General features: G+C 61.7%; 15 protein-coding genes. 3 read left to right on the top strand and 12 right to left on the bottom strand.

The window, feature by feature from the left end:
* Positions 1–16: 16 nt before the first annotated feature.
* The 3 genes from galE to mscL all read right to left on the bottom strand — a co-directional run bounded on the left by galE (position 17) and on the right by mscL (position 3,180).
* Positions 17–1,051 (bottom strand): UDP-glucose 4-epimerase GalE, encoded by a 1,035-nt coding sequence (gene galE / locus HJB83_RS29305; RefSeq protein WP_207582857.1) that lies wholly within the window; start codon positions 1,049–1,051, stop codon positions 17–19.
* 195 nt (positions 1,052–1,246) lie between these two features.
* Complete coding sequence (locus HJB83_RS29300; RefSeq protein WP_221133084.1) at positions 1,247–2,413, bottom strand: pyridoxal phosphate-dependent aminotransferase; 1,167 nt, start codon at positions 2,411–2,413, stop codon at positions 1,247–1,249.
* A 329-nt stretch (positions 2,414–2,742) separates the two neighbouring features.
* A complete protein-coding gene (gene mscL, locus HJB83_RS29295) occupies positions 2,743–3,180 on the bottom strand; it encodes a large conductance mechanosensitive channel protein MscL (RefSeq protein WP_207582855.1) in 438 nt (145 codons plus the stop codon).
* Between the two features lie 222 nt (positions 3,181–3,402).
* Here mscL and HJB83_RS29290 point away from each other — a divergent pair, with 222 nt between their 5' ends.
* Positions 3,403–6,906: a hybrid sensor histidine kinase/response regulator gene (locus HJB83_RS29290; RefSeq protein WP_207582854.1), complete on the top strand. Its 3,504-nt coding sequence runs from the start codon at positions 3,403–3,405 to the stop codon at positions 6,904–6,906.
* Positions 6,907–6,909: 3 nt separating this feature from the next.
* Here the strand turns inward: HJB83_RS29290 and HJB83_RS29285 are convergent, their stop codons facing one another.
* Positions 6,910–7,467 carry a TetR/AcrR family transcriptional regulator gene (locus HJB83_RS29285; protein ID WP_207582853.1) on the bottom strand — a complete coding sequence of 186 codons (558 nt, stop codon included), beginning with the start codon at positions 7,465–7,467 and terminating at the stop codon, positions 6,910–6,912.
* Between the two features lie 190 nt (positions 7,468–7,657).
* On the opposite strand from HJB83_RS29285, the gene HJB83_RS29280 reads away from it, so the two are divergent.
* Positions 7,658–8,851: an MFS transporter gene (locus HJB83_RS29280; protein ID WP_207582852.1), complete on the top strand. Its 1,194-nt coding sequence runs from the start codon at positions 7,658–7,660 to the stop codon at positions 8,849–8,851.
* A 60-nt stretch (positions 8,852–8,911) separates the two neighbouring features.
* Here the strand turns inward: HJB83_RS29280 and HJB83_RS29275 are convergent, their stop codons facing one another.
* From HJB83_RS29275 to HJB83_RS29265, 3 genes are all read right to left on the bottom strand, one after another.
* Positions 8,912–11,269 carry a methyl-accepting chemotaxis protein gene (locus HJB83_RS29275; RefSeq protein ID WP_221133085.1) on the bottom strand — a complete coding sequence of 786 codons (2,358 nt, stop codon included), beginning with the start codon at positions 11,267–11,269 and terminating at the stop codon, positions 8,912–8,914.
* A gap of 263 nt (positions 11,270–11,532) precedes the next feature.
* Positions 11,533–11,997: a nuclear transport factor 2 family protein gene (locus HJB83_RS29270; protein WP_207582850.1), complete on the bottom strand. Its 465-nt coding sequence runs from the start codon at positions 11,995–11,997 to the stop codon at positions 11,533–11,535.
* Between the two features lie 106 nt (positions 11,998–12,103).
* Positions 12,104–12,508: a GFA family protein gene (locus HJB83_RS29265; RefSeq protein ID WP_207582849.1), complete on the bottom strand. Its 405-nt coding sequence runs from the start codon at positions 12,506–12,508 to the stop codon at positions 12,104–12,106.
* Positions 12,509–12,566: 58 nt separating this feature from the next.
* Here HJB83_RS29265 and HJB83_RS29260 point away from each other — a divergent pair, with 58 nt between their 5' ends.
* The gene (locus HJB83_RS29260) at positions 12,567–13,067 is read left to right on the top strand and encodes a MarR family winged helix-turn-helix transcriptional regulator (RefSeq protein WP_221133086.1); all 501 of its coding nucleotides are present in this window, start codon (positions 12,567–12,569) and stop codon (positions 13,065–13,067) included.
* Between the two features lie 156 nt (positions 13,068–13,223).
* Here HJB83_RS29260 and HJB83_RS29255 read toward each other — a convergent pair whose 3' ends face one another.
* From HJB83_RS29255 to HJB83_RS29235, 5 genes are all read right to left on the bottom strand, one after another.
* Positions 13,224–13,433 (bottom strand): cold-shock protein, encoded by a 210-nt coding sequence (locus HJB83_RS29255; RefSeq protein ID WP_003545273.1) that lies wholly within the window; start codon positions 13,431–13,433, stop codon positions 13,224–13,226.
* Between the two features lie 461 nt (positions 13,434–13,894).
* On the bottom strand, positions 13,895–16,108 hold the full coding sequence (locus tag HJB83_RS29250) for a 3-hydroxyacyl-CoA dehydrogenase NAD-binding domain-containing protein (RefSeq protein ID WP_221116124.1): 2,214 nt from the start codon (positions 16,106–16,108) through the stop codon (positions 13,895–13,897).
* Positions 16,109–16,124: 16 nt separating this feature from the next.
* Entirely contained in the window at positions 16,125–16,508 is a 384-nt protein-coding gene (locus HJB83_RS29245; protein ID WP_207582846.1) for a cupin domain-containing protein, read from the bottom strand.
* A gap of 2 nt (positions 16,509–16,510) precedes the next feature.
* Positions 16,511–17,719 carry an acetyl-CoA C-acetyltransferase gene (locus HJB83_RS29240; RefSeq protein WP_221133087.1) on the bottom strand — a complete coding sequence of 403 codons (1,209 nt, stop codon included), beginning with the start codon at positions 17,717–17,719 and terminating at the stop codon, positions 16,511–16,513.
* Positions 17,720–17,918: 199 nt separating this feature from the next.
* A complete protein-coding gene (locus HJB83_RS29235; RefSeq protein WP_221116125.1) occupies positions 17,919–19,715 on the bottom strand; it encodes an acyl-CoA dehydrogenase C-terminal domain-containing protein in 1,797 nt (598 codons plus the stop codon).
* Positions 19,716–19,950: the final 235 nt, after the last annotated feature.

Below are 19,950 nucleotides of genomic sequence, written 5' to 3'. Positions count from 1 at the left end.
CTTTTCCAAGCACCACTCAGAACGAAGCGGCTGCCAGTGCCCGGTGGATGCTGTGCAGGTCGTCGACGTTTCTGTTCGACAGGAAGATTTCCCAGTCGAGCGAACTCTGGACGATGGTTTCGAGCGAATCGTGCCGGGGCCTCCAGTCGAGCACCTGCCGGGCGAGCGAAGCATCGGCGACGACGCTGGCCGAATCGCCGGCGCGCCGCGGCGCCATGTGGATCTTGAAGGAATGTCCGTGCAGGCGCGTGATCATGTTCAGCACGTCGAGCACGGAATAGCCGCTGCCATAACCGCAATTGGCAACGAGCGAGCCCTTGCCCCTGCGCAGATGCTGCAGCGCCTTCAGATGCGCATCGACAAGATCGGTGACATGGATGTAGTCGCGCACGCCGGTGCCGTCATGGGTGGGATAATCGATACCATAGACGCTGACGCTGTCGCGCCTGCCGAGCGCCGCCTCGCAGGCAACCTTGATGAGGTGGGTGGCGCCTGAGGTCGACTGGCCGGCCCGGTGATCAGGATCGGCGCCGGCGACGTTGAAATAACGCAGCGCGACGTAGTTGAAATCATAGGCGGCGGCGGCATCGCGCAGCATGAACTCGGTCATCAGCTTCGATTGGCCGTAAGGATTTTCCGGATTGAGGGAGGCCGTCTCCTTCACCGGAAGGTCGGTCTTTTGCTGACCGTAAACGGCCGCCGTCGAGGAGAAGACGAAGTTTCGGATCCCGGCCTCGACCGAGGCCGAAAGCAGCGCCCGGGTCTTGCCTGAGTTGTTGTCATAATAGGAGAGCGGATCGGCAACCGAGACCGGGACAACGGCGGAACCGGCGAAATGGATGATCGCCTCGATATCGTTTTCGATGAAGATCTTCTTCAATATGTCGGCATCAGCGACGTCGCCGAGATAGAAGCGCGCCGCCGGCGCCACGGCCCAGCGAAAGCCCGTGGAGAGGCGGTCGAGCACGACCACATCTTCACCTGCATCGAGCAGCGCCCAAACCATGTGACTGCCGATATATCCGGCGCCGCCCGTCACCAAAACCGCCATGACCCGCATCCCTGCTTTCGTTTGATAAGCAGGGGCATCAGGCCCGGTTTTTCTTTCCAATTTTCTTATCGAATGGCCGTTCGAGGCCCTTTGAACCGGTATGTTTGGACTTGTGGTTAGAGGCCGATTTCGGGCTTTGTTCAAGTTTTATCGATCGGGCGATTCCGGCACGAAATCGCCCGATCGAGCCGCTTCTCAACGCTTGAGGATATAGTCGCAGAGACGCTCGGCCGCGACCGCCACCTGCACAGGGTCGCGCAGGAAACAGGCGCGCAGGAAGAGTTCGCCGCCAGCGCCGAACGCGGTGCCGGGGGCAAGGCCGACGCCTGTCTTGTCGACGATATCGATGGCGGCGCTGCGGCTGTCGGCGACGCCGTCGATCTTGAGGAAGGCGTAAAGCGCGCCGTCCGGTTTCAGCGTCTCGACGCGGTTGGTGGCGACAAGCGCGTCGCAGAGAATATCGCGGGAGCGGGCCGCCTTGGCGATATTGGCAGCGACGAAATCGTCGCCTTCATTCAGAGCTGCGACGGCGCCCTTCTGCATGAACTGCGCCACGCCCGATGTCGAATACTGGATGAGGTTTTCGAGCACCTGGCCCATCTCGGGCGGGGCGACGATCCAACCGACGCGCCAGCCGGTCATCGACCAGTTCTTCGAGAAGGAATTGACGAAGAGGATCTTGTCGTCCGGCTCCATCACATCGAGGAAAGAAGGCGCCCGACCGCCGGCAAAATAATAGAGAGCGTAGATTTCATCCGCCATGATCCAGAGATCGTGCCGGCGGGCGAGCGCCAGGATGTCGGCAAGATCCTTCTTCGTCGCCGTCCAGCCCGTCGGGTTCGACGGCGTGTTGACGAAGATGCCCCTGGTCTTCGGCGTGATGGCAGCTTCGACGCGGTTCAGATCGACCGCCCATTTGCCGCCTTCGAACTGCAGCTCGACGCCGACGGAGCGCGCGCCCGAGATTTCGAGGGCGGCAGCGATATTCGGCCAGGCGGGGGTGAAGTAAACCAGTTCGTCATCCGGCGAGGTCAGCGTCTGCACGGCGATCTGGATCGCCTGCATGCCGGAACCGGTGACATAGAAATGCTCGACCGGAAGCCGGATTCCGAAATGTCTGAAGTAATAATCCGAAAGCGCCTGGCGAAGCTCGGGAATGCCGCGCTGCCATGTGTAGAAGGTCTCGCCTGAAGCAAGCGCGGCCATCGCCGCTCTGCTGATGAAATCAGGCGTCGGCAGGTCGCCTTCACCCACCCAGAGAGGCAGCAGGCCTTCGCGGCCACGGGCATAGTTGACGACTTCGACGATCCCGCTTTCGGGCGCCGCTATGGCGCGCGGGCTGAGGCTCTTCACGATCGACATGCATATCTCCGGTTTCCGCCTTCATAGTGGATTTGCGTCGGCAAATCCCATGATATCCAGTGATGGAATATCGATTTTCGTGATGAATGGTCGGGCCGCGCCGGCGTGGTGAAGCACGCCAGGAGATCCACGCTCGCCCTTCATCCGCCTGCCGGCCCCTGCTCCCGGTAAACGGAGCGAAGGGGGTGTGCCGCGACCTCTCCGTTCCTCGGTAAGCTCTCGCAGGGCACGTCCCCTCTCCCCGTTTTTTACCGGGGTCCGAAGGACGGGTCGAGACCAGCGGCTCGACCCCCGGTTGGGCTAGGGTGAGGGGCAGCCTTCAGCCACGATCAGGCCGTCGGGCGCTTGGCGAGGAGATCGCGGATTTCGGTCAGCAGCTGGACGTCGGCGGGCGGCGGGGGCAGCTCTTCCGGTGCGGCCTTTTCCTGGCGCTCGACCTGCAGGCGCAGATAATTCACGCCCCTGACCATCAGGAAGATGATCCAGGCGAGAATGAGGAAGTTGATCAGAACGGTGAGGAAGCTGCCATAGGCAAAGACCGCCCCTTGCGCGCGGGCGGCGGCAAGCGTCGGCGCGTTGACGGCCGACGCAAGTGGCAGAAAGTAATTCGAGAAATCGAAGCCGCCGAAAATGGCGCCGACAATCGGCATGATCAGGTCGTCGACCAAGGATTTGACGATGCCGCCGAAGGCGCCGCCGATGATGACGCCGACTGCAAGATCCATGACATTGCCGCGGGCGATAAAGGCCTTGAAGTCGTTGAGCATCGGATCCGTCCCCCTTCGATCCATTTCAGAGAGTATACGATGGATTTTATTAGCTACATCTTCACTGCAATTAATCAATCGGCAATCGCAATTATTTGGCGATACCTCTGGCGGTCTTTGACTTAAGGCCTAGACGGGCAGGAATTTTCAAAGCACCTGAAATGACTTAAGCTGCTCCAAGTTGCGGGAGGTCCCGGCGGGTTTTCCGCCGGCGGAGGGTCAATGCTTCCAGGCTGGGTCATATTCGCGTCTGCCTTCGGCTATCTGCTCCTGCTTTTCGCCGTGGCAAGCTATGGCGACCGCAAGAAGCGCGGCCAGGGCGGGCTCGAAGGCGGATGGCCGGTGGTCTATGCGCTGAGCCTGGCGATCTACTGCACCTCCTGGACCTATTTCGGCAGCGTCGGGCTTGCGGCGCAGCGCGGCCTGGAATTTGCCGGCATCTATATCGGCCCGATCCTGGTCTTCACGCTCGCCATGCCGCTGCTTCGCCGGATCATCGAGCTCGCCAAGGCCGAGAAGCTCACCTCGGTTGCCGATTTCGTCGCCGCGCGCTACGGCAAAAACCCGACGGTCGCAACGATCGTCGCGCTGATCTCGCTGATCGGCACCATTCCTTATATCGCGCTACAGCTCAAGGCGATCTCCAGCACCGTTAGCGCCATGGTCAACCCGTCCGATTACGGCATCGGCAGCGGCAATCTCTACTTCCTGGATCTGCCGCTCATCGCGACGCTGGTGCTTGCCTGCTTCGCCATCATGTTCGGCACGCGGCATACGGATGCGACGGAACACCAGGACGGCCTGATCCTCGCAGTCTCGATGGAATCCGTGGTCAAGCTCGTCGCCTTCCTGACCGCCGGCGTCTGCGTCATCTGGTTTCTCTTCGATGGCCCGACCGATCTCTGGCAGAAGACTGTCGACAACGAGCTGGTCATGTCGGCGCTCAACTACCATACGCCGATCAGCCGCTGGATCACGCTGATCCTCCTCTCGGCCTTCGCGATCATCCTGCTGCCGCGGCAATTCCACGTGACGGTCGTCGAAAACCGAACGCCGAAACAGCTGAAACTCGCCGGCTTCCTGTTTCCCACCTACCTCATCGCCATCAATCTCTTCGTGTTGCCGGTGGCGATCGGCGGACTGCTGACCTTCGGCGGCGCGGGCAACGCCGATTTCTACATGCTGTCGCTGCCGCTTGCCGGTGAGATGCCTGTGGTGTCGCTGATCACCTTCATCGGCGGCTTCTCCGCCGCAACGGCGATGGTCATCGTCGATTCCGTGGCGCTGTCGATCATGGTGTCGAACGATATCATCATGCCGATCTTCCTGAGGCGCAAACTCGCCGGCCGCGCCAGCCAGCGCGACAATTTCGCCAAGACGCTGCTCAACATCCGCCGCAGCGCGATTTTCGCCGTGCTGCTGTTCGGCTACGCCTATTACCGCTCGACCGACAGCACCGCCGGCCTGGCCTCGATCGGCCTTCTTTCCTTTGCCGCGATCGCGCAAATCGCCCCTGCCCTCATCGGCGGGCTGATCTGGCGGCGGGCGAATGCGCGCGGCGCGATCCTCGGGCTTTCCTCCGGCTTCATCATCTGGATCTACCTGCTGTTCCTGCCATCGCTCGGCGGTCCCGATTATTCCTATGTGGCGAGCGCCGTGCTCGGCTTTATCTTTCCCGGGACGACATTGTTCAGCGCAGCCGACGCCGATCCGCTGGTCAATGCAACGGCGATGAGCCTGCTCGTCAACACCGCCTTCTTCGTCGTCGGCTCGCTCACCCGCAATGCCCGGCCGCTAGAACGCATCCAGGCCGGCATCTTCGTCAAGCGGCATTCGCGCTCGCAATTTGCCACGCGCGGCTGGAAGACCCGCATCAGCGTCGGCGATCTCAAAGCGGCGATCTCGCGCTATCTCGGCGAAGAGCGCATGCAGCGCTCATTGACGACTTACGAACAAAGCTCCGGCCGCAAGCTAGGGGACGAACAGCCGGCCGACATGGCGCTCATCCATTTCAGCGAGCAGCTGCTCGGCAGCGCCATCGGCTCGTCCTCGGCCCGGCTCGTGCTGTCGTTGATCCTGCAGAAGATCGAGGATGCCTCTTCCGACACCGCCTGGCTGCTCGACCAGGCAAGCGAGGCGCTGCAATATAACCAGGATATGCTGCAGACCGCCCTTTCGCAGATGGATCAAGGCATTGCGGTGTTCGACAGTTCCAACCGGCTGACGATCTGGAACCGGCGCTTCCGGCAATTGCTGGACCTGCCGGAAAGTGCCGGCCAGGTCGGTTTTCCCCTCGCCGACATTGTCACCACGCTGAGTGAGCGCGGCGACATCGCGCCCGGCGATCTCAATCAGACGGTACGGCATTTCCTGACACTGGACAAACCCTTCGCACTGGTGCTCAGCGGCGGCGAGCGGATCATCGAGGTCCGCTCCAACGCCATGCCCGACAAGGGCATTGTCGCGACCTTCACCGACATCACCCAGCGCGTCAGCGCTGACCAGGCGCTGAAACAGGCGAATGAGACGCTGGAGCAGCGTGTCGCCGAACGCACCGCCGAGTTGACCCGCGTCAACCACGAACTCGCCGAGGCGCGCGCCGCCGCCGACGAGGCGAATATCGGCAAGACCCGTTTTTTCGCCGCTGCCGGCCACGATATTCTGCAGCCGCTGAACGCCGCCAGGCTTTATTCCTCGGCGCTGGTCGAGCGCATGGCGCAATCAGACAACAGCCCGATCGTGCGCAACATCGATTCCGCGCTGGAATCGGTCGAAACCATTCTTGGCGCCGTGCTCGATATATCCAGGCTCGATACCGGCGCCATGCGGCCGCGGCTTGCCGCCGTGGCACTTTCCGACCTGTTGGAGCGGATCGAGACCGATTTCGCGCCGATTGCCCGCGAGAAACAGCTGAAGCTGGTGGTCATGCCGACATCGCTTCGGGTGCGCTCCGACCCCAATCTTCTGCGCCGGCTGGTGCAGAACCTCGTTTCCAATGCCATCAAATACACGAACACGGGCAAGGTGCTGGTCGGAGCGCGGCGGCGCGGCAACCACGTGATCATTCAGGTAATCGATTCCGGAATCGGCATTCCGCCGTCGAAATTCCGCACGGTGTTCAAGGAATTCGCCCGGCTGGACGAAGGCGCCAAAACCGCCTCCGGCCTCGGGCTCGGTCTTTCGATCGTCGACCGCATCGCCCGCGTGCTCAACCATCCGGTCGAACTGCACTCGACGCATGGCAAGGGCACGGAATTCCGCATCTCCATGCCGCTCGACATTTCGCGCCCCGCGGAGGCTACAGCGGCAACCACTGCTGCCGACCGTCCGGGACAGCCGCTCAAGGGGCTGAAGATCCTCTGCATCGATAACGAACCAAAGATTCTCGAAGGTATGCGGCTGCTGCTCAACGGCTGGGGCTGCGAGGTGGAGGCGCTGGATAGTCTCGCCGAGGTGATATCGAGCGACGGCCATGGCGGGCCGCCGGATCTCGTCATCGCCGATTATCATCTCGACGACGGCACCGGGATTGCCGCAATCCTGCATCTTCGCCGGCAGTTCGGCGCCGACATTCCTGCGCTGATGATTACGGCCGACCGCACGCCGGAGGTGCGCAGCGAGGCCGAGAAATACGACATCGCCGTTCAGCACAAACCGGTGCGGCCGGCAGCACTGCGCGCCTATATTACCCAGATTTCCGGCTTGAAGCGCGCGGCCGCGGAGTAAGAGTCAGTCCGCAGCGTCCATGACGCGCGCGATGAGATCACGGACCCGCGCCGCATCCGGCACGTCTCCGAACAGGATGCGGTACATGATCGGCGCCACGACCTGATCCATGACGCGGTCGAGATCCGGAAAGACCTCACCACGAGCCTTCGCCCTTTCGGCGATGACGACGATCTGCTGGCGGGTATATTCGCAGCATTTGCAGGCATTTGCGCCCGTTTGCGCCGCCAGCACGTCGCGGATCATCTCGCGGCCCGGCCCGGACGACATTTCCTCGGCATATTGCTCGGCCCAGGCTTCGAGGTCCGCCTTGCCGCTGCCGGCATCGACCGGCTGCATATCCGGCCGCAGCCGCTCGACGGCAACGTCGGCAAGAAGCGCCTGCAGGTCACCCCAACGGCGATAGATGGTCGACGGTGTCACACCCGCCTTGGCAGCGATCAGCGGGATCGTCACCTCAGCGCGGATCATCTCGGCCAACAGCTCATGGACCGCCTTGTGAACCGATGCCTGAACCCGCGCGCTTCTGCCGCCCGGACGGAGATTCTCTTTTACCGCCATGCCTGCAATCCAACTTTCGTTTCTTTGTTTTATGCATGTCGTTATCCCGGAACCGCTGCACACTTCCGGGCGACAGGCATACCATGGTTCAAAATCTTTGACAGAACCATGAACGCAAAGAATTTGCCTTTACCATGCATTCGCCCTACATGGAGCTAACGCAACGGCTTAGCTTTAAGAGGGCTTATATATGGTCGCCGCAGCCAAATCCACCGGGAATGCGCAGAGGCCCTCGATCGGTTTTCATGCGCTGACACTCGCCACCTTCTTCGGCGCCTCCGCGGCGCCGACGCCGCTCTATCGGATCTATCAGCAGAATTTCTCGCTCTCGCCTGTGCTGATCACGGTGGTCTTCGCGATCTACGCATTCGCGCTGCTGGCGGCGCTTTTGACCGCCGGTTCGATCTCCGACCATCTCGGCCGCAAGCCGGTGATCTTTTTCGCCCTCGTGCTCGAAATCATCGCCATGGCGCTCTTCGTCGTCGCCAACGGGCCCGGCTGGCTGATCGCGGCGCGGATCGTCCAGGGTATTGCAACCGGGATCGCCGGCGCCTCGATCGGCGCGGCGCTCGTCGATGTCGACCGGGCAAAGGGGCAAATCGTCAATTCGATCGCGCCGCTTTGCGGCATGGCGGTGGGGGCGGTCGGCACCAGCGCCTTGATCCAATACGGCCCCTTCCCGATGCATCTCACCTATGCGCTGTTGCTCCTTGCCTTCACGCTGCTGGCAGCGGGCATCTGGTTGACGCACGAGACCGGCGGCACGCGGCCGGGCGCGCTCGGTTCGCTGATCCCCAGGGTCGCCATTCCCCAGCAGGTGAAACGGCCACTGTCGCTGGTGACGCCGATCAACATCGCCAACTGGACGCTCGCCGGCTTCTATCTCTCGCTGGTCCCGTCGCTGGTCGCCAGCACCACCGGTAGCGGCGCGCCGCTGACCGGCGGGGCCGTCGTGACTGCGCTGATGGCGAGCGGGGCGAGCGCCGTCTATCTCAGACGCAGCAAGTCGGCCTCGGCCAATCTCGGTTTCGGCGTGTCGGCCAAAACGCTCGGTATTTTGACGGTCGTTGCCGGCGTGCATCTCGCCAATGTGCCGCTGCTTCTCATCGGCACGGTCTTCACCGGCGCCGGTTTCGGAACCAATTTCCTCGGTTCGATCGGCACCATCATGCCGCTCGCCAAGGCGGATGAGCGGGCCGGGCTTTTGTCTGCCTTCTATATCCAGAGCTATCTCGCCTTCAGCCTGCCGGCGATCCTTGCCGGGTTCCTGGCGAAATCGGCCGGATATGCGCTGACGACGGATATCTATGCGACGGCCATCCTGTTGCTGATGGGCGTCGGACTACTGGGGCTTCGCGCCGGCCGTCGGAAGGCGGCCGCGTGAGGGCATGACGGCGACCAGCCGTGGCGAGGGAACCGTCTCCGTTCCGCTGAACCGAACGGATCAGAAGTCCTCCCAGCCGTGGTCGGCCGGAGCGGTTGCCTTTGAGCCGCCACCGAGAGCGGTCGCCAGCGTCTTCTTCAACGCACGGGCCGGAGAGGGAACAGGGATGGACGTGTGCGATGATACGATTTTCGGAGCGGCGATCGAACGCGGCGCATTCGAACGCGATATTGCCGACGTCATGCCCATGCCGGTATCGAGGCGAAACTGGCCCAACCGTCCGGACAGGGCAGAGACTTCGGTCGCGAGCGTGTGGGCTGCCGCATTCGACTCCTCCACCATGGCCGCATTCTTCTGCGTCGCCTGATCCATCTGATTGACGGCGGTATTGATTTCCTGAAGGCCGGTCGACTGCTCGCGTGCGGATTGAACGATCGCGTGGACATTGCGGTCGATCTGCTGCACCTCTTGAACAATCCCGTCCAAGGCATCGCCGGTCTCGCGCACCAGGGCAACACCATGTCGCACCTGGCCGCCCGAAGCGCCGATCAGCGCCTTGATCTCCTTGGCTGCGCCAGCCGAGCGCTGCGCCAGCTCACGGACTTCCTGGGCGACGACGGCGAAGCCCTTGCCGGCTTCACCGGCGCGCGCGGCCTCGACGCCGGCATTCAGCGCAAGCAGGTTTGTCTGGAAGGCGATCTCGTCGATGACGCCGATGATATTCGAGATCGACTTGGACGACTGTTCGATGTCGTTCATCGCTTCGACAGCCCGCTGCACGATCTGGCCGGACCGTTCGGCATTTTCCTTCGTGCGAACAACCATCGATCCTGCTTCTTCGGCACGCGCCGTGGAATCCTTGACGGATGTGGTGATCTGCTCGAGCGCCGCGGCAGTTTCTTCAACGGAGGCAGCCTGCTGTTCCGTACGCCGCGCAAGATCGTCGGCCGCAGAACGGATCTCCTCGGTGCCGCTTTGGATGACCTCGGCATTTTGCGAGAATGACACCAGCGCCGAACGCAATTTGACGACCGACTCGTTGAAATTGATGCGGGTCTCGTCAAGCGTCGCAGCGAAAGGATGCTCGAGTGCGCTCGTCATGTCGCCTTCGGCAAGCTTCGCCAGGCCAAGCGCCAATTCACCGACGGCGAATTTGACGTCGGCTTCCTGGGCCTGGTCGATCCGAGCGCGCTCTGCACGCTCCTTTTCCTGCAGCGCGCGGTTTTCTTCTGCCGCGGCCTCCAGCCGCGCCTTTTCGCGATTGCCCTCCAGCAGCGCCTTCAGCGAGCGCGACAGGTCGCCGATTTCGTCCTTCGCGTCGCTGTCCTTCAGGTTCACATCGAGTTTACCTGCGGCAATCTCGGCAGTCTCGCCGATGACGCTGGAAATCCGACCGACGAACCGACGTGCGATCAGCCAACCGGCGACGCCGAGCAGCAAGGCCGCCAAGCCTGTTGCGAGAATGGCATCCCGCACCACCGCATACAGAGGCCCGAAGAGTGTTGCCTTCGGGACCGAAACGATCGCATACCAATCCGAGCTCTCGGCAAGCTTGACCGCGACCGCAATCGCCAGCGATACGCTGCCGTCCTCATTGGTCACCTCACGCTCAACACCGGGATTGGCGATAAGACGATCCCACTCCGCAGTCTTTGCTCCCGTCTCGGAAAGGCTCTTGCCGATGAGGCCTGCATCCGGATGGCTGACGATCTTGCCGGCACTGGTCACCAGGCCAAGGAAGCCCGCTCCCATCGGTCGAACGGCTGACAGCGCCTTGTTGGTGTCCTGAAGCGAAAGGTCAAGGCCTGCAACGCCCACCGCCTTGCCGTCGATGACAATCGGCTTGGTGACAGAGGTCATCAAGACGTCTTTTCCATCGATCGCATAAGAATACGGCTCGATGACAACGGTTTTGCGCTGCGTGAACGGCAGCTGATAGTAGTCGCCCGCTCCAGCCACGGTATAATCGGTCAACGCGGTATGGGTAATCTGCCCCCCGCTCCGCACCCAATAGGGCACATAGCGGCCCGTCGCGTCGTGTCCTTCCTTGCCGACATAATCCTTGTCCTTGCCGTCGAAAGCATTCGGCTCCCATCCGGTCCAAGTCCCAAGGACGGGGGGGTTGGCTTGCAGCAGGTTGAGCAAGACCTTGTCCGCCCTGGCACGATCGGTGTCGCCCATCTGCTTCATCGTGGTCAGCACGACATCAAGTCCGTCGACGATATGCACGGTACCGCCGATATTCTTTTCGACTTTCAGCGCTTCGGCCGTCGCGATCTGGCGCATCTGTTCGATGCTGCCGCCGCGAATTTCAGTATAGGACCGATAGAAAATGACGCTGGAAGCGACAATAACGGCGATGACGCCACAGGCCGCCACAGAAAAAAGATTGCGACTTGTCGTAGACTTGAAAAGCATGTTCTCCGCCCGCCTTCGCTGCTGTACTGACGCACGCCTTAAGTCCAATTCGCCGGCACGTATAAACAACCGTCATCCAGCAGAAACTGAAGGCCTCCCAATCTCCATGCTTGCAAAATTTGATTAAAACAAAGTTCTTATTCTCTAAAGTGCGTCGCGATCTTTCAGATTCGCTCCTCGCGCTTTAGGTCTTTGTTTTTTGCGTATGTCTTTGCCGTAAAACCGCTGCGCGGTCTGTGCGACATGCTTGACCGGCAACGGAATTATTCAACAGGGTCTGCACTTTGCGGTTTCAGATCGAGCAGCGCGCGGCCGCTGCCATCCATGGCGAAGGGCACCGAGGCGTGCTGATGGGCAACCAGCCAGCGGCCATCCCGCTTGACGAGGCCGAGGGTCTGGCGGAACCAGAGATCGACCTCGGCCCCATCGGTCTTGGTCCCGGTCATGCGCAGGAGACCACTCCAGAAGGCGACATCCCCGCCGACCGTCAATCTGGCATCGCGCACTTCGCCGCCGATCGGGCCTTCCCAGGTATCGAACCAGGCCTGTAGGCCGGCCGCGTCCTTGCCATTGCTGACGAGCGGCGGCGCCAGCGAGAACTCGACGGAATCCTCGACCTCATAGGACAGCGCCTCCTCGGCGTTCTTTTCGCTGAGCGCCTTGGCCCGCATCATCAGCATGGCGATGATCGCCTCTTCTTCGTGCCTGACATTGGCTTCGTCTTTCACAACCGTTCTCCTTTTCCGTTATAGACAGAGGACGATCCGACAAGGATGCATTTCCGTTTTCGTAATTCCGGACGCAAAACCGCCGCGCAGTCTTGCCGGAATCGCCTCAGAGATAACTCGTCACCGCCGGTTCGTTCCACCAGGCATCATGCCTGCCGTCGTAATAACGGACCGGCAGTGCTGCCAGTTCCTCAGGGGTGATATCGTCGAGGCAGGCGATGTTGATCGAGACATAGGCGCCGCCGATCGCCTCGACATAACCGTCGCCAAAGGCGGGCACGCCGCAGGTGCGACAGAAGCGGTGGTGACCGCTCATCGTGTTGAACTGGTAGTCAGCCGTTTCCGCCTCGTCGCACGTCAGACGAAAATCCTCGGGCTTGACGTTGGCGCCCCAATAGCGCCGCTTGGCGCAGATCGAACAATTGCAGCGGCCGGTGCCCTCCTCGAGGTCGATATCCACCTCGTAGTGCACTCTGCCGCAGTGGCAGCTTCCCTTGTAGGTTTTCTTCATGGCGCGCTCCTCCTTCAATATTGCGTTCAGTGCCTCGATATGACAATATGTTGTCACTATGAATGAGATACAAAATAGACAACATGTTGTCAAACAGAATCGACCGGAGCGGACGATGGAAGGGAATGCCTTTTCCGCTTTCGCAATCACCGCCCTTCGCCTGGCCGGCCATCTGACGGCGGCGGGCGACCAGCTGGCAAAGCCTGCAGGACAGACAAGCGCCCGCTGGCAGGTGCTGGCCGCGGCAAGGCGCGGCGACATGTCGGTGGCGCAGATCGCCCGCGCGCTCGGCCTCGCTCGCCAGGGCGTGCAACGGCTTGCCGATGTGCTGGAGGGTGAAGGGCTGATCGCCTATGCGGAGAACCCGCAGCACCAGCGGGCCAAGCTGGTGCGGCCGACGGCGGAAGGGACCGCACGGCTGGGGGTAATCGAGGTGGCGCAGGCCGGATGGGCGGACGGGCTGGGTGCTGCGTTTACGTCAGCCGAGCTCGATGCGGCGCGGGCGGTGATGCTGCGGGTCATGGAGATGCTGGAGGCTGACGGGGCGCCCGGAGGCTGATTGGCCTTGCGGTGATACGGCCGAGGCTGACGCAAATAAAAAAGGCCGGGCTAACCCGACCTTCCCTGCCATCTCAACGAACCGTGCCAGTACATCCGTGGTCACGATCCGGAGATGATATTCAAAGCTCCACGCGTCCGAGAGGACGCGCCAAACTTAAGCCGCCTGGAGGCGGTCTGCCGACATTTTGCCGGACTTGTTGTCGCGGACGAGCTCGTAAGACAGCTTCTGGCCATCCTTGAGGTCACGCATGCCGGCGCGTTCAACGGCCGAGATGTGGACGAAAACGTCGGCAGCGCCGTCATCCGGCTGAATGAAGCCGAAGCCCTTGGTTGCGTTGAACCACTTAACGGTACCTGTGCTCATGACGATATCCTTTTCGAATCGTTCATAGAAGATTGCCGCCCGGGCAAATGCCGAGCGGCGATGAAAACCGATTTTGGAGGAAGTTCGCCAGGAACGACGCGAGCGTCGTTTCAAAGTTCATCTAGCAAGATCGATGCGTGAACGTTTAATCGGAAATTGTGTCCGTGACAAGGCCGCAACACGGAAAAGTCGAGTTCGTGCTCTTGGGGCGAAAGGGTCTTTGCCGTCGTGCCGCGGCGGCGCCCTCTGCCCTGCCGGGCATCTCCCTCACAGGTGGGGAGATCGGCAAGTAGCCCGCCCACCGGACCTCTCCTGCGACTAGCCGTGACGGACAAGATTCGGGGAGATCCTCGCGCCCAGCCAATCTCCCCACTTGTGGGGGAGATGCCCGGCAGGGCAGAGGGGGCGGCCACGGTATGACGGTAAAGATTGCCCCCTCAAAACCCACACCGCGAAACGGCTTACGCCGCTGCCTTCGCCCCTGCATAGGGATCGAACCGTCCGTAAAAAGTCTCACCATTGGCGGCCAAGTCTTTCAACAATGACGTCGGCTTGAAATGGTCTCCGTAAGCCTCAGCTAACTTCTCCGCCAGTTCCACGAAGGCCTTCGCGCCCATCCCGTCGATATAACTCAGCGCCCCGCCGGTATAGGGCGCGAAGCCGAAGCCGAGGATCGAGCCGACGTCGGCCTCGCGCGGATCGGTGACGATGCCTTCCTCGACGGTGCGGGCGGCTTCGAGCGCGATGGTGACAAGGAAGCGTTGCTTGAGAACGGCGATGTCGACGTCATCCGCTTTCTTCTGCGGGTAGAGGCTCTTCAACTCGGGCCAAAGCGATTTCTTGGCCGGTTTCGGCGGATAATCGTAGAAGCCCTTGGAATTCTTGCGGCCTAAGCGGCCCTCCTTTTCCACCATGCGGGAGATCAGTTCCATATGCCTGAGGTCGATCGCCTTCTCGCCGAGATCGGCGGCCGTGGCCTTGAGGATTTTCAGCGAGAGATCGATGGCGACCTCGTCGTTGAGTGCCAACGGACCCACCGGCATGCCGGCCATCTTGGCGGCATTCTCGATCATCGCGGGCGGCACGCCTTCGATCAGCATGTCGTAGCTTTCCGACATGTAACGCAGCACGCAGCGATTGACGAAGAAGCCGCGGGTGTCGTTGACGACGATCGGCGTCTTCTTGATCGCCGCGACATAGTCGAGAGCGACGGCCAGCGCCCTGTCGCCGGTCTCCTTACCGAGGATGACCTCGGTCAGCATCATCTTTTCCACCGGCGAGAAGAAATGGATGCCGATGAAATCGGCCGGGCGCTTGGAATTCTTCGCCAGCCCGGTAATCGGCAGGGTCGAGGTATTGGAGGCTAAGATCGCTCCTTGCGGCAGCACGGCTTCCACAGCCTCGATCACCGCTTTCTTCACCTGGCGATCCTCGAACACCGCCTCGATGACCAGATCGGCATTGGTGAGGTCGGCGTAATCGGCCGAGGGCGTGATGCGAGAGAGCAGGGCTGCGGCCTCGTCCTGCGTAAATCGCCCCTTACCGACGGAATCCTTGACGAGACCTTCGCAGACGGCCTTTCCCTTGGCAGCAGCCTCCAAGTCACGGTCGATCAGCGTCACCGGAATGCCGGCGGCGGCCGTAACATAGGCGATCGAAGCGCCCATGAAGCCGGCGCCGACGACGCCGACATGTTTCAGCTCGGTCTTCGGGTGACCGGCCGGACGGCGCGCACCCTTGCCGAGTTCCTGCATGGAGATGAACAGCGAACGGATCATCGAGAAGGCTTCGCGGGTCTGCACCACCTCGGTGAAATAACGCTGCTCGATCTTCAGGCCGGTGTCGAACGGCACCTGAAGGCCTTCATAGACACATTTCAGGATGGCAAGCGCTGCCGGATAATTGCCCGATGTCTCCCGACGCAGGATCGCCGGCGCCGCCGGCCAGAGCTGGGCTGAAGCCGGCGTCCAGATGCCGCCGCCGGGCGCCTTGAAACCCTTCTCGTCCCAGGGGGCGACCGGTTTCAGGCCATCCTTGATCATCTGCTTGGCGGCGGGGATCAGTTGGTCCGGCTCGACTACCTGATGCACGAGGTTCATCGCCTTGGCGCGGGAGCCGGTCAGCGACTGGCCCGTCGTCATCATCTGCAGCGCATCCTGGGCGTTCGCCAGGCGCGGCACACGCTGCGTGCCGCCGGCGCCGGGGAAGATGCCGACCTTGACCTCGGGCAGCGCGATCTTGACGCTCTTGGCATTGGAGACGACGCGGCCGTGGCAGGCGAGCGACATTTCGAAGGCGCCGCCCATGCAGGTGCCGTTGATGGCGGAGACCCAGGGCTTGCCCGATGTTTCGAGCTTGCGAAACAGGCCGGTCATGCTGCCGACCATGTCGAAGAGTTTCTGCACGGCCGTTTGCGGGCTCTTTTCTTTCTCATCCTGGTAGAAAGTGAACGTCGACTTGACCATCGACAGATCGGCGCCGCCGGAGAAGGAGGACTTGCCCGAGGTAATGACGACACCCTTGACGGCGGCGTCAGTGGTGGTGGCATCGATGATGGCGTCGAGCTCGGCCATCACCTCCGCGGTGAAGACGTTCATCGATTTGCCGGGCATGTCCCAGGTGACGAGAGCGATGCCGTCGGCGTCGGTTTCGAGCGTGAAATTTATGTAGGTCATTGGGTTTCCTCCCCGATCAGGCCGGCAAATGGCTGCGCTGCGCGTCGACTGTCTTCGTCTTTTCGGTGACTACATCGCCGATATGCTTGGTCTGCGATGGCTCGAAAAGCACGATCCAGCATTCCTCCTCCGCCACCGGATTATGCTCTACGCCCCTCGGCACGACATGAAAATCGCCGGCGTTCAGGTGCACATGCGGGCGGTCGCGATATTCGATGGTCAGCGCGCCCTTCCAGATGAGAAAAAGCTCGTCCTCGTCGCGGTGAGAATGCCAGGCGAGCTGGCCCCGGACCTTGGCGAGCTTGACGCTCTGGCCGTTGAGATCGGCAATGACGCGGGGCGACCAGTGCTCGGTGACCTCGGCATATTCGGTTTCGATCGTGCCGGTGTTGAAGCTCATCGTCAGACCCTTTCGATAACCGTCGCGGTACCCATGCCGGCGCCGATGCAGAGCGTCACCAGCGCGGTGTTGAGGTCGCGGCGTTCGAGCTCGTCCAGCACCGTGCCGAGGATCATCGCGCCGGTGGCGCCGAGCGGATGACCCATGGCGATGGCGCCGCCATTGACGTTGATCCTGTCGTGGTCGATGTCGAAGGCTTGCATATAGCGCAGCACCACGGCGGCGAAGGCCTCGTTCAACTCGAAGAGATCGATGTCGGCAAGGCGCATGCCGGTCCGTTTCAGCAGCTTCTGGGTGACATCGACCGGTCCGGTCAGCATCAGGGCCGGATCGGAGCCGATATTGGCGAAGGCTTTGATGCGGGCGCGCGGCTTCATGCCCATGCTCTGACCGCCTGCCTTGGAGCCGAGCAGGACGACGCCGGCGCCATCGACGATGCCTGAGGAATTGCCGGCATGGTGGACATAGTTGATGCGCTCGATTTCCGGGTGCGCCTGGATTCCGACGGCCTCGAACCCGCCCATCTCGCCGGGCATCTGGAAGGAGGGATTGAGGGAGGCAAGCGCCTGCATGTCGGTGCCGGGGCGCATATGCTCGTCCTTATCAAGGATCGTCAGGCCGTTCTGATCCTTGACCGGCACGACCGACTTGTCGAACCAACCCTGCTGCCAGGCATGTCCAGCGCGCTTCTGGCTCTCGACGGCGTAGGCGTCGACATCGGTTCTGCTGAAACCATATTTGGTGGCGATCAGATCGGCGGAGACGCCCTGCGGCATGAAATAGGCCGGGAAATTCACCGAGGGATCCATGAACCAGGCGCCGCCGGACATGCCGAGGCCGACGCGGGACATGCTTTCGACGCCGCCCGCGATGACGATGTCGTCGGCCCCTTGGGCAATCTTGCCGGCGCCGAAATTGACGGCATCGAGGCCGGAGGCGCAGAATCTGGAGATCTGCATGCCGGGCGCCCTGGTGGAATAACCGGCTTCGAAGGCGGCTGCCTTGGGGATGACGGCACCGGCATCCATGACCGGATCGACACAGCCCATGATGATGTCGTCGACGGTCGTGGTATCGAGCCCGTTGCGGTCGCGGATCGCTTCCAGCGTCTTGGCCGCCAAGCGCACGGAAGGCACCTCATGCAGGGCGCCGTCCTTCTTGCCGCGGCCGCGCGGCGTGCGGACGTGGTCGTAAATAAAAACCTCGGTCATGTTCTGCTCCCTATCGGCGGCGAGGCCGGTGAATTTCAACTCCCCTTCTCCCCTCGGGGAGAAGGTGGCCGAAGGTCGGATGAGAGGGCGCTCGCGGCAAACTCGACCTTGCTTGCGCGCGGCCGTTCGCTCCTTCGTCGCTCACCCCCTCATCTGTCCTTCGGACATCTTCTCCACGCAGGGGAGAAGGGGGAATTCGTCAAAACGCTTCGGCGGCAAGTTCCATCATCGTGTCTGCACCGGCTTCGATACGGGTCTTGCGAAGCGCGGTTTCCGGCATGATGCGTTCCATGAAGAAGCGGGCGGTCACCAGCTTATTCCTCAGGAAATCCTCACGGGTTCCATCGCCGGATGCAAGGCCGTCCTCGGCGGCTTTCGCCATCTTTGCCCACATATAGCCGAGAACGACAAGGCCGAAGAGGTGCATGTAATCAGTCGAGCCGGCGCCGGCATTGTCGGGCTTGGCCATGGCGTTCTGCATGAACCACATGGTCGCGCCCTGGGCGTCGTTCAAGCCCTTCTTCAGATGCTTGGTGAAGAAGGACAGTTTTTCATTGTCCCGATTCTCTTCGCAGAAATCGCCGATCTCCTTGAACAGCGCCATGGCGGCACGGCCGCCGTTCAAGGCGAGCTTGCGGCCGACGAGATCGAGCGCCTGAATGCCGTTGGCGCCTTCATAGATCATGGCGATGCGGGCATCGCGCACATACTGGCTCATACCGTGTTCTTCGATATAGCCGTGGCCGCCGAAAACCTGCTGGGCCATGACAGCATGATCGAAGCCCTTATCGGTCATCACGCCCTTGAGGATCGGGGTGACGAGGCCGAGAATATCGTCAGCCGTCTGGCGCTCCTTCTCGTCAGTGGCACGGTGAGCAATGTCCGACTTGAGCGCGGTCCACAGCAGAAAGGCCCGGCCACCCTCGTTGAAAGCGCGGATGGTCATCAAGGTGCGACGAATATCGGGATGAACGATGATCGGATCGGCCTTCTTATCCGGCGCCTTGGGACCGGACAGCGAGCGGCCCTGGATACGGTCGCGGGCATAGTTGGCGGCGTTCTGATAGGCGATCTCGGAAATGGCGATGCCCTGCAGGCCGACCATCAGTCGGGCCTCGTTCATCATCACGAACATGGCGTTGAGGCCGCGGTTTTCGGCGCCGATCAGGAAACCCGTCGCCTCGTCGTAATTCATGACGCAGGTGGCGTTGGCGTGGATGCCCATCTTGTGCTCGATCGCGCCGCAGGAGACAGCATTGCGGTCGCCGAGGGCGCCATCCTTGCCGACCAGGAATTTCGGAACGATGAACAGCGAGATGCCCTTGGTGCCCTCGGGCGCGCCTTCGATGCGGGCAAGCACCAGGTGGACGATATTGTCGGCGAGATCATGCTCACCGGCAGAGATGAAGATCTTCTGGCCGGAGATCCTGTAGCTGCCGTCGGCCTGCGGCACCGCCTTGGTGCGCAGCATGCCGAGATCGGTGCCGCAATGCGGCTCGGTGAGGTTCATGGTGCCGGTCCAGGAGCCGTCCACCATCTTCGGCAGATAGGTGCTCTTCTGCTCGGACGAACCATGGACGAGGATCGCGGCGATCGCGCCTTGCGTCAGGCCCGGATACATCATCAGCGACATGTTGGCGGCGGAGGTATATTCGCCGACGGCGGTATGCAGCGTATAGGGAAGCCCCTGCCCGCCGAATTCCTCGGGCACGGCAAGGCCGATCCAGCCGCCTTCGCGATAGGCCTTGTAAGCCTCCTTGAAGCCCTTCGGCGTCGAGACGCTGGCATCGTCGTGGCGATGGCAGCCTTCCTGATCGCCGGAATAATTCACCGGGAAGAGAGCCTCCTCTGCAACCTTTCCAGCCTCGCCGAGGATCGCCTCGATCATGTCAGGCGTCGCGTCGGCAAAACCGGGAAGATTGTTGTAGCGTTCGAGGCCCAGCACGTCGTTCAGGACGAAGAGCGTATCGGTCACCGGGGCCTTGTAGACTGGCATCTCTGGATTTCCTCCCATTCGACTGCGCGGGTCGCGACGGCCTCGGGGACTGTCTTACAAAATATTGACGTTTGCGTAAACGTCAAATTCTGCCGCTTCGCCGCCTTTCATGAAAAAATTTGTCATGACGAGTCTGCGGGCGATGAAGGGCCCGAAAGGCACGAGACGTCGTCTCCCCTTCCTTGTCCATCGTGGAACGGCGTATAAACGCAAGCGTCTTTCAACCCGCAATTCG

Origin of the sequence: Rhizobium sp. NZLR11 (assembly GCF_019685115.1) — a bacterium.
Taxonomy (GTDB): Bacteria; Pseudomonadota; Alphaproteobacteria; order Rhizobiales; family Rhizobiaceae; genus Rhizobium.
The sequence above is the reverse complement of the archived record's forward strand: the minus strand, read 5'-3'. Positions and strand labels throughout refer to the sequence as shown.

Excerpts from the sequence above, each read along its gene's own strand:
- HJB83_RS29280 (WP_207582852.1), top strand. The coding sequence starts at position 7,658 with ATGGTCGCCGCAGCCAAATCCACCGGGAATGCGCAGAGGCCCTCGATC.
- mscL (WP_207582855.1), bottom strand. The coding sequence starts at position 3,180 with ATGCTCAACGACTTCAAGGCCTTTATCGCCCGCGGCAATGTCATGGAT.
- HJB83_RS29260 (WP_221133086.1), top strand. The coding sequence starts at position 12,567 with ATGAATGAGATACAAAATAGACAACATGTTGTCAAACAGAATCGACCG.
- HJB83_RS29255 (WP_003545273.1), bottom strand. The coding sequence starts at position 13,433 with ATGAGCACAGGTACCGTTAAGTGGTTCAACGCAACCAAGGGCTTCGGC.
- HJB83_RS29275 (WP_221133085.1), bottom strand. The coding sequence starts at position 11,269 with ATGCTTTTCAAGTCTACGACAAGTCGCAATCTTTTTTCTGTGGCGGCC.
- galE (WP_207582857.1), bottom strand. The coding sequence starts at position 1,051 with ATGGCGGTTTTGGTGACGGGCGGCGCCGGATATATCGGCAGTCACATG.
- HJB83_RS29250 (WP_221116124.1), bottom strand. The coding sequence starts at position 16,108 with ATGACCTACATAAATTTCACGCTCGAAACCGACGCCGACGGCATCGCT.
- HJB83_RS29235 (WP_221116125.1), bottom strand. The coding sequence starts at position 19,715 with ATGCCAGTCTACAAGGCCCCGGTGACCGATACGCTCTTCGTCCTGAAC.
- HJB83_RS29300 (WP_221133084.1), bottom strand. The coding sequence starts at position 2,413 with ATGTCGATCGTGAAGAGCCTCAGCCCGCGCGCCATAGCGGCGCCCGAA.
- HJB83_RS29265 (WP_207582849.1), bottom strand. The coding sequence starts at position 12,508 with ATGAAGAAAACCTACAAGGGAAGCTGCCACTGCGGCAGAGTGCACTAC.
- HJB83_RS29245 (WP_207582846.1), bottom strand. The coding sequence starts at position 16,508 with ATGAGCTTCAACACCGGCACGATCGAAACCGAATATGCCGAGGTCACC.
- HJB83_RS29240 (WP_221133087.1), bottom strand. The coding sequence starts at position 17,719 with ATGACCGAGGTTTTTATTTACGACCACGTCCGCACGCCGCGCGGCCGC.
- HJB83_RS29290 (WP_207582854.1), top strand. The coding sequence starts at position 3,403 with ATGCTTCCAGGCTGGGTCATATTCGCGTCTGCCTTCGGCTATCTGCTC.
- HJB83_RS29285 (WP_207582853.1), bottom strand. The coding sequence starts at position 7,467 with ATGGCGGTAAAAGAGAATCTCCGTCCGGGCGGCAGAAGCGCGCGGGTT.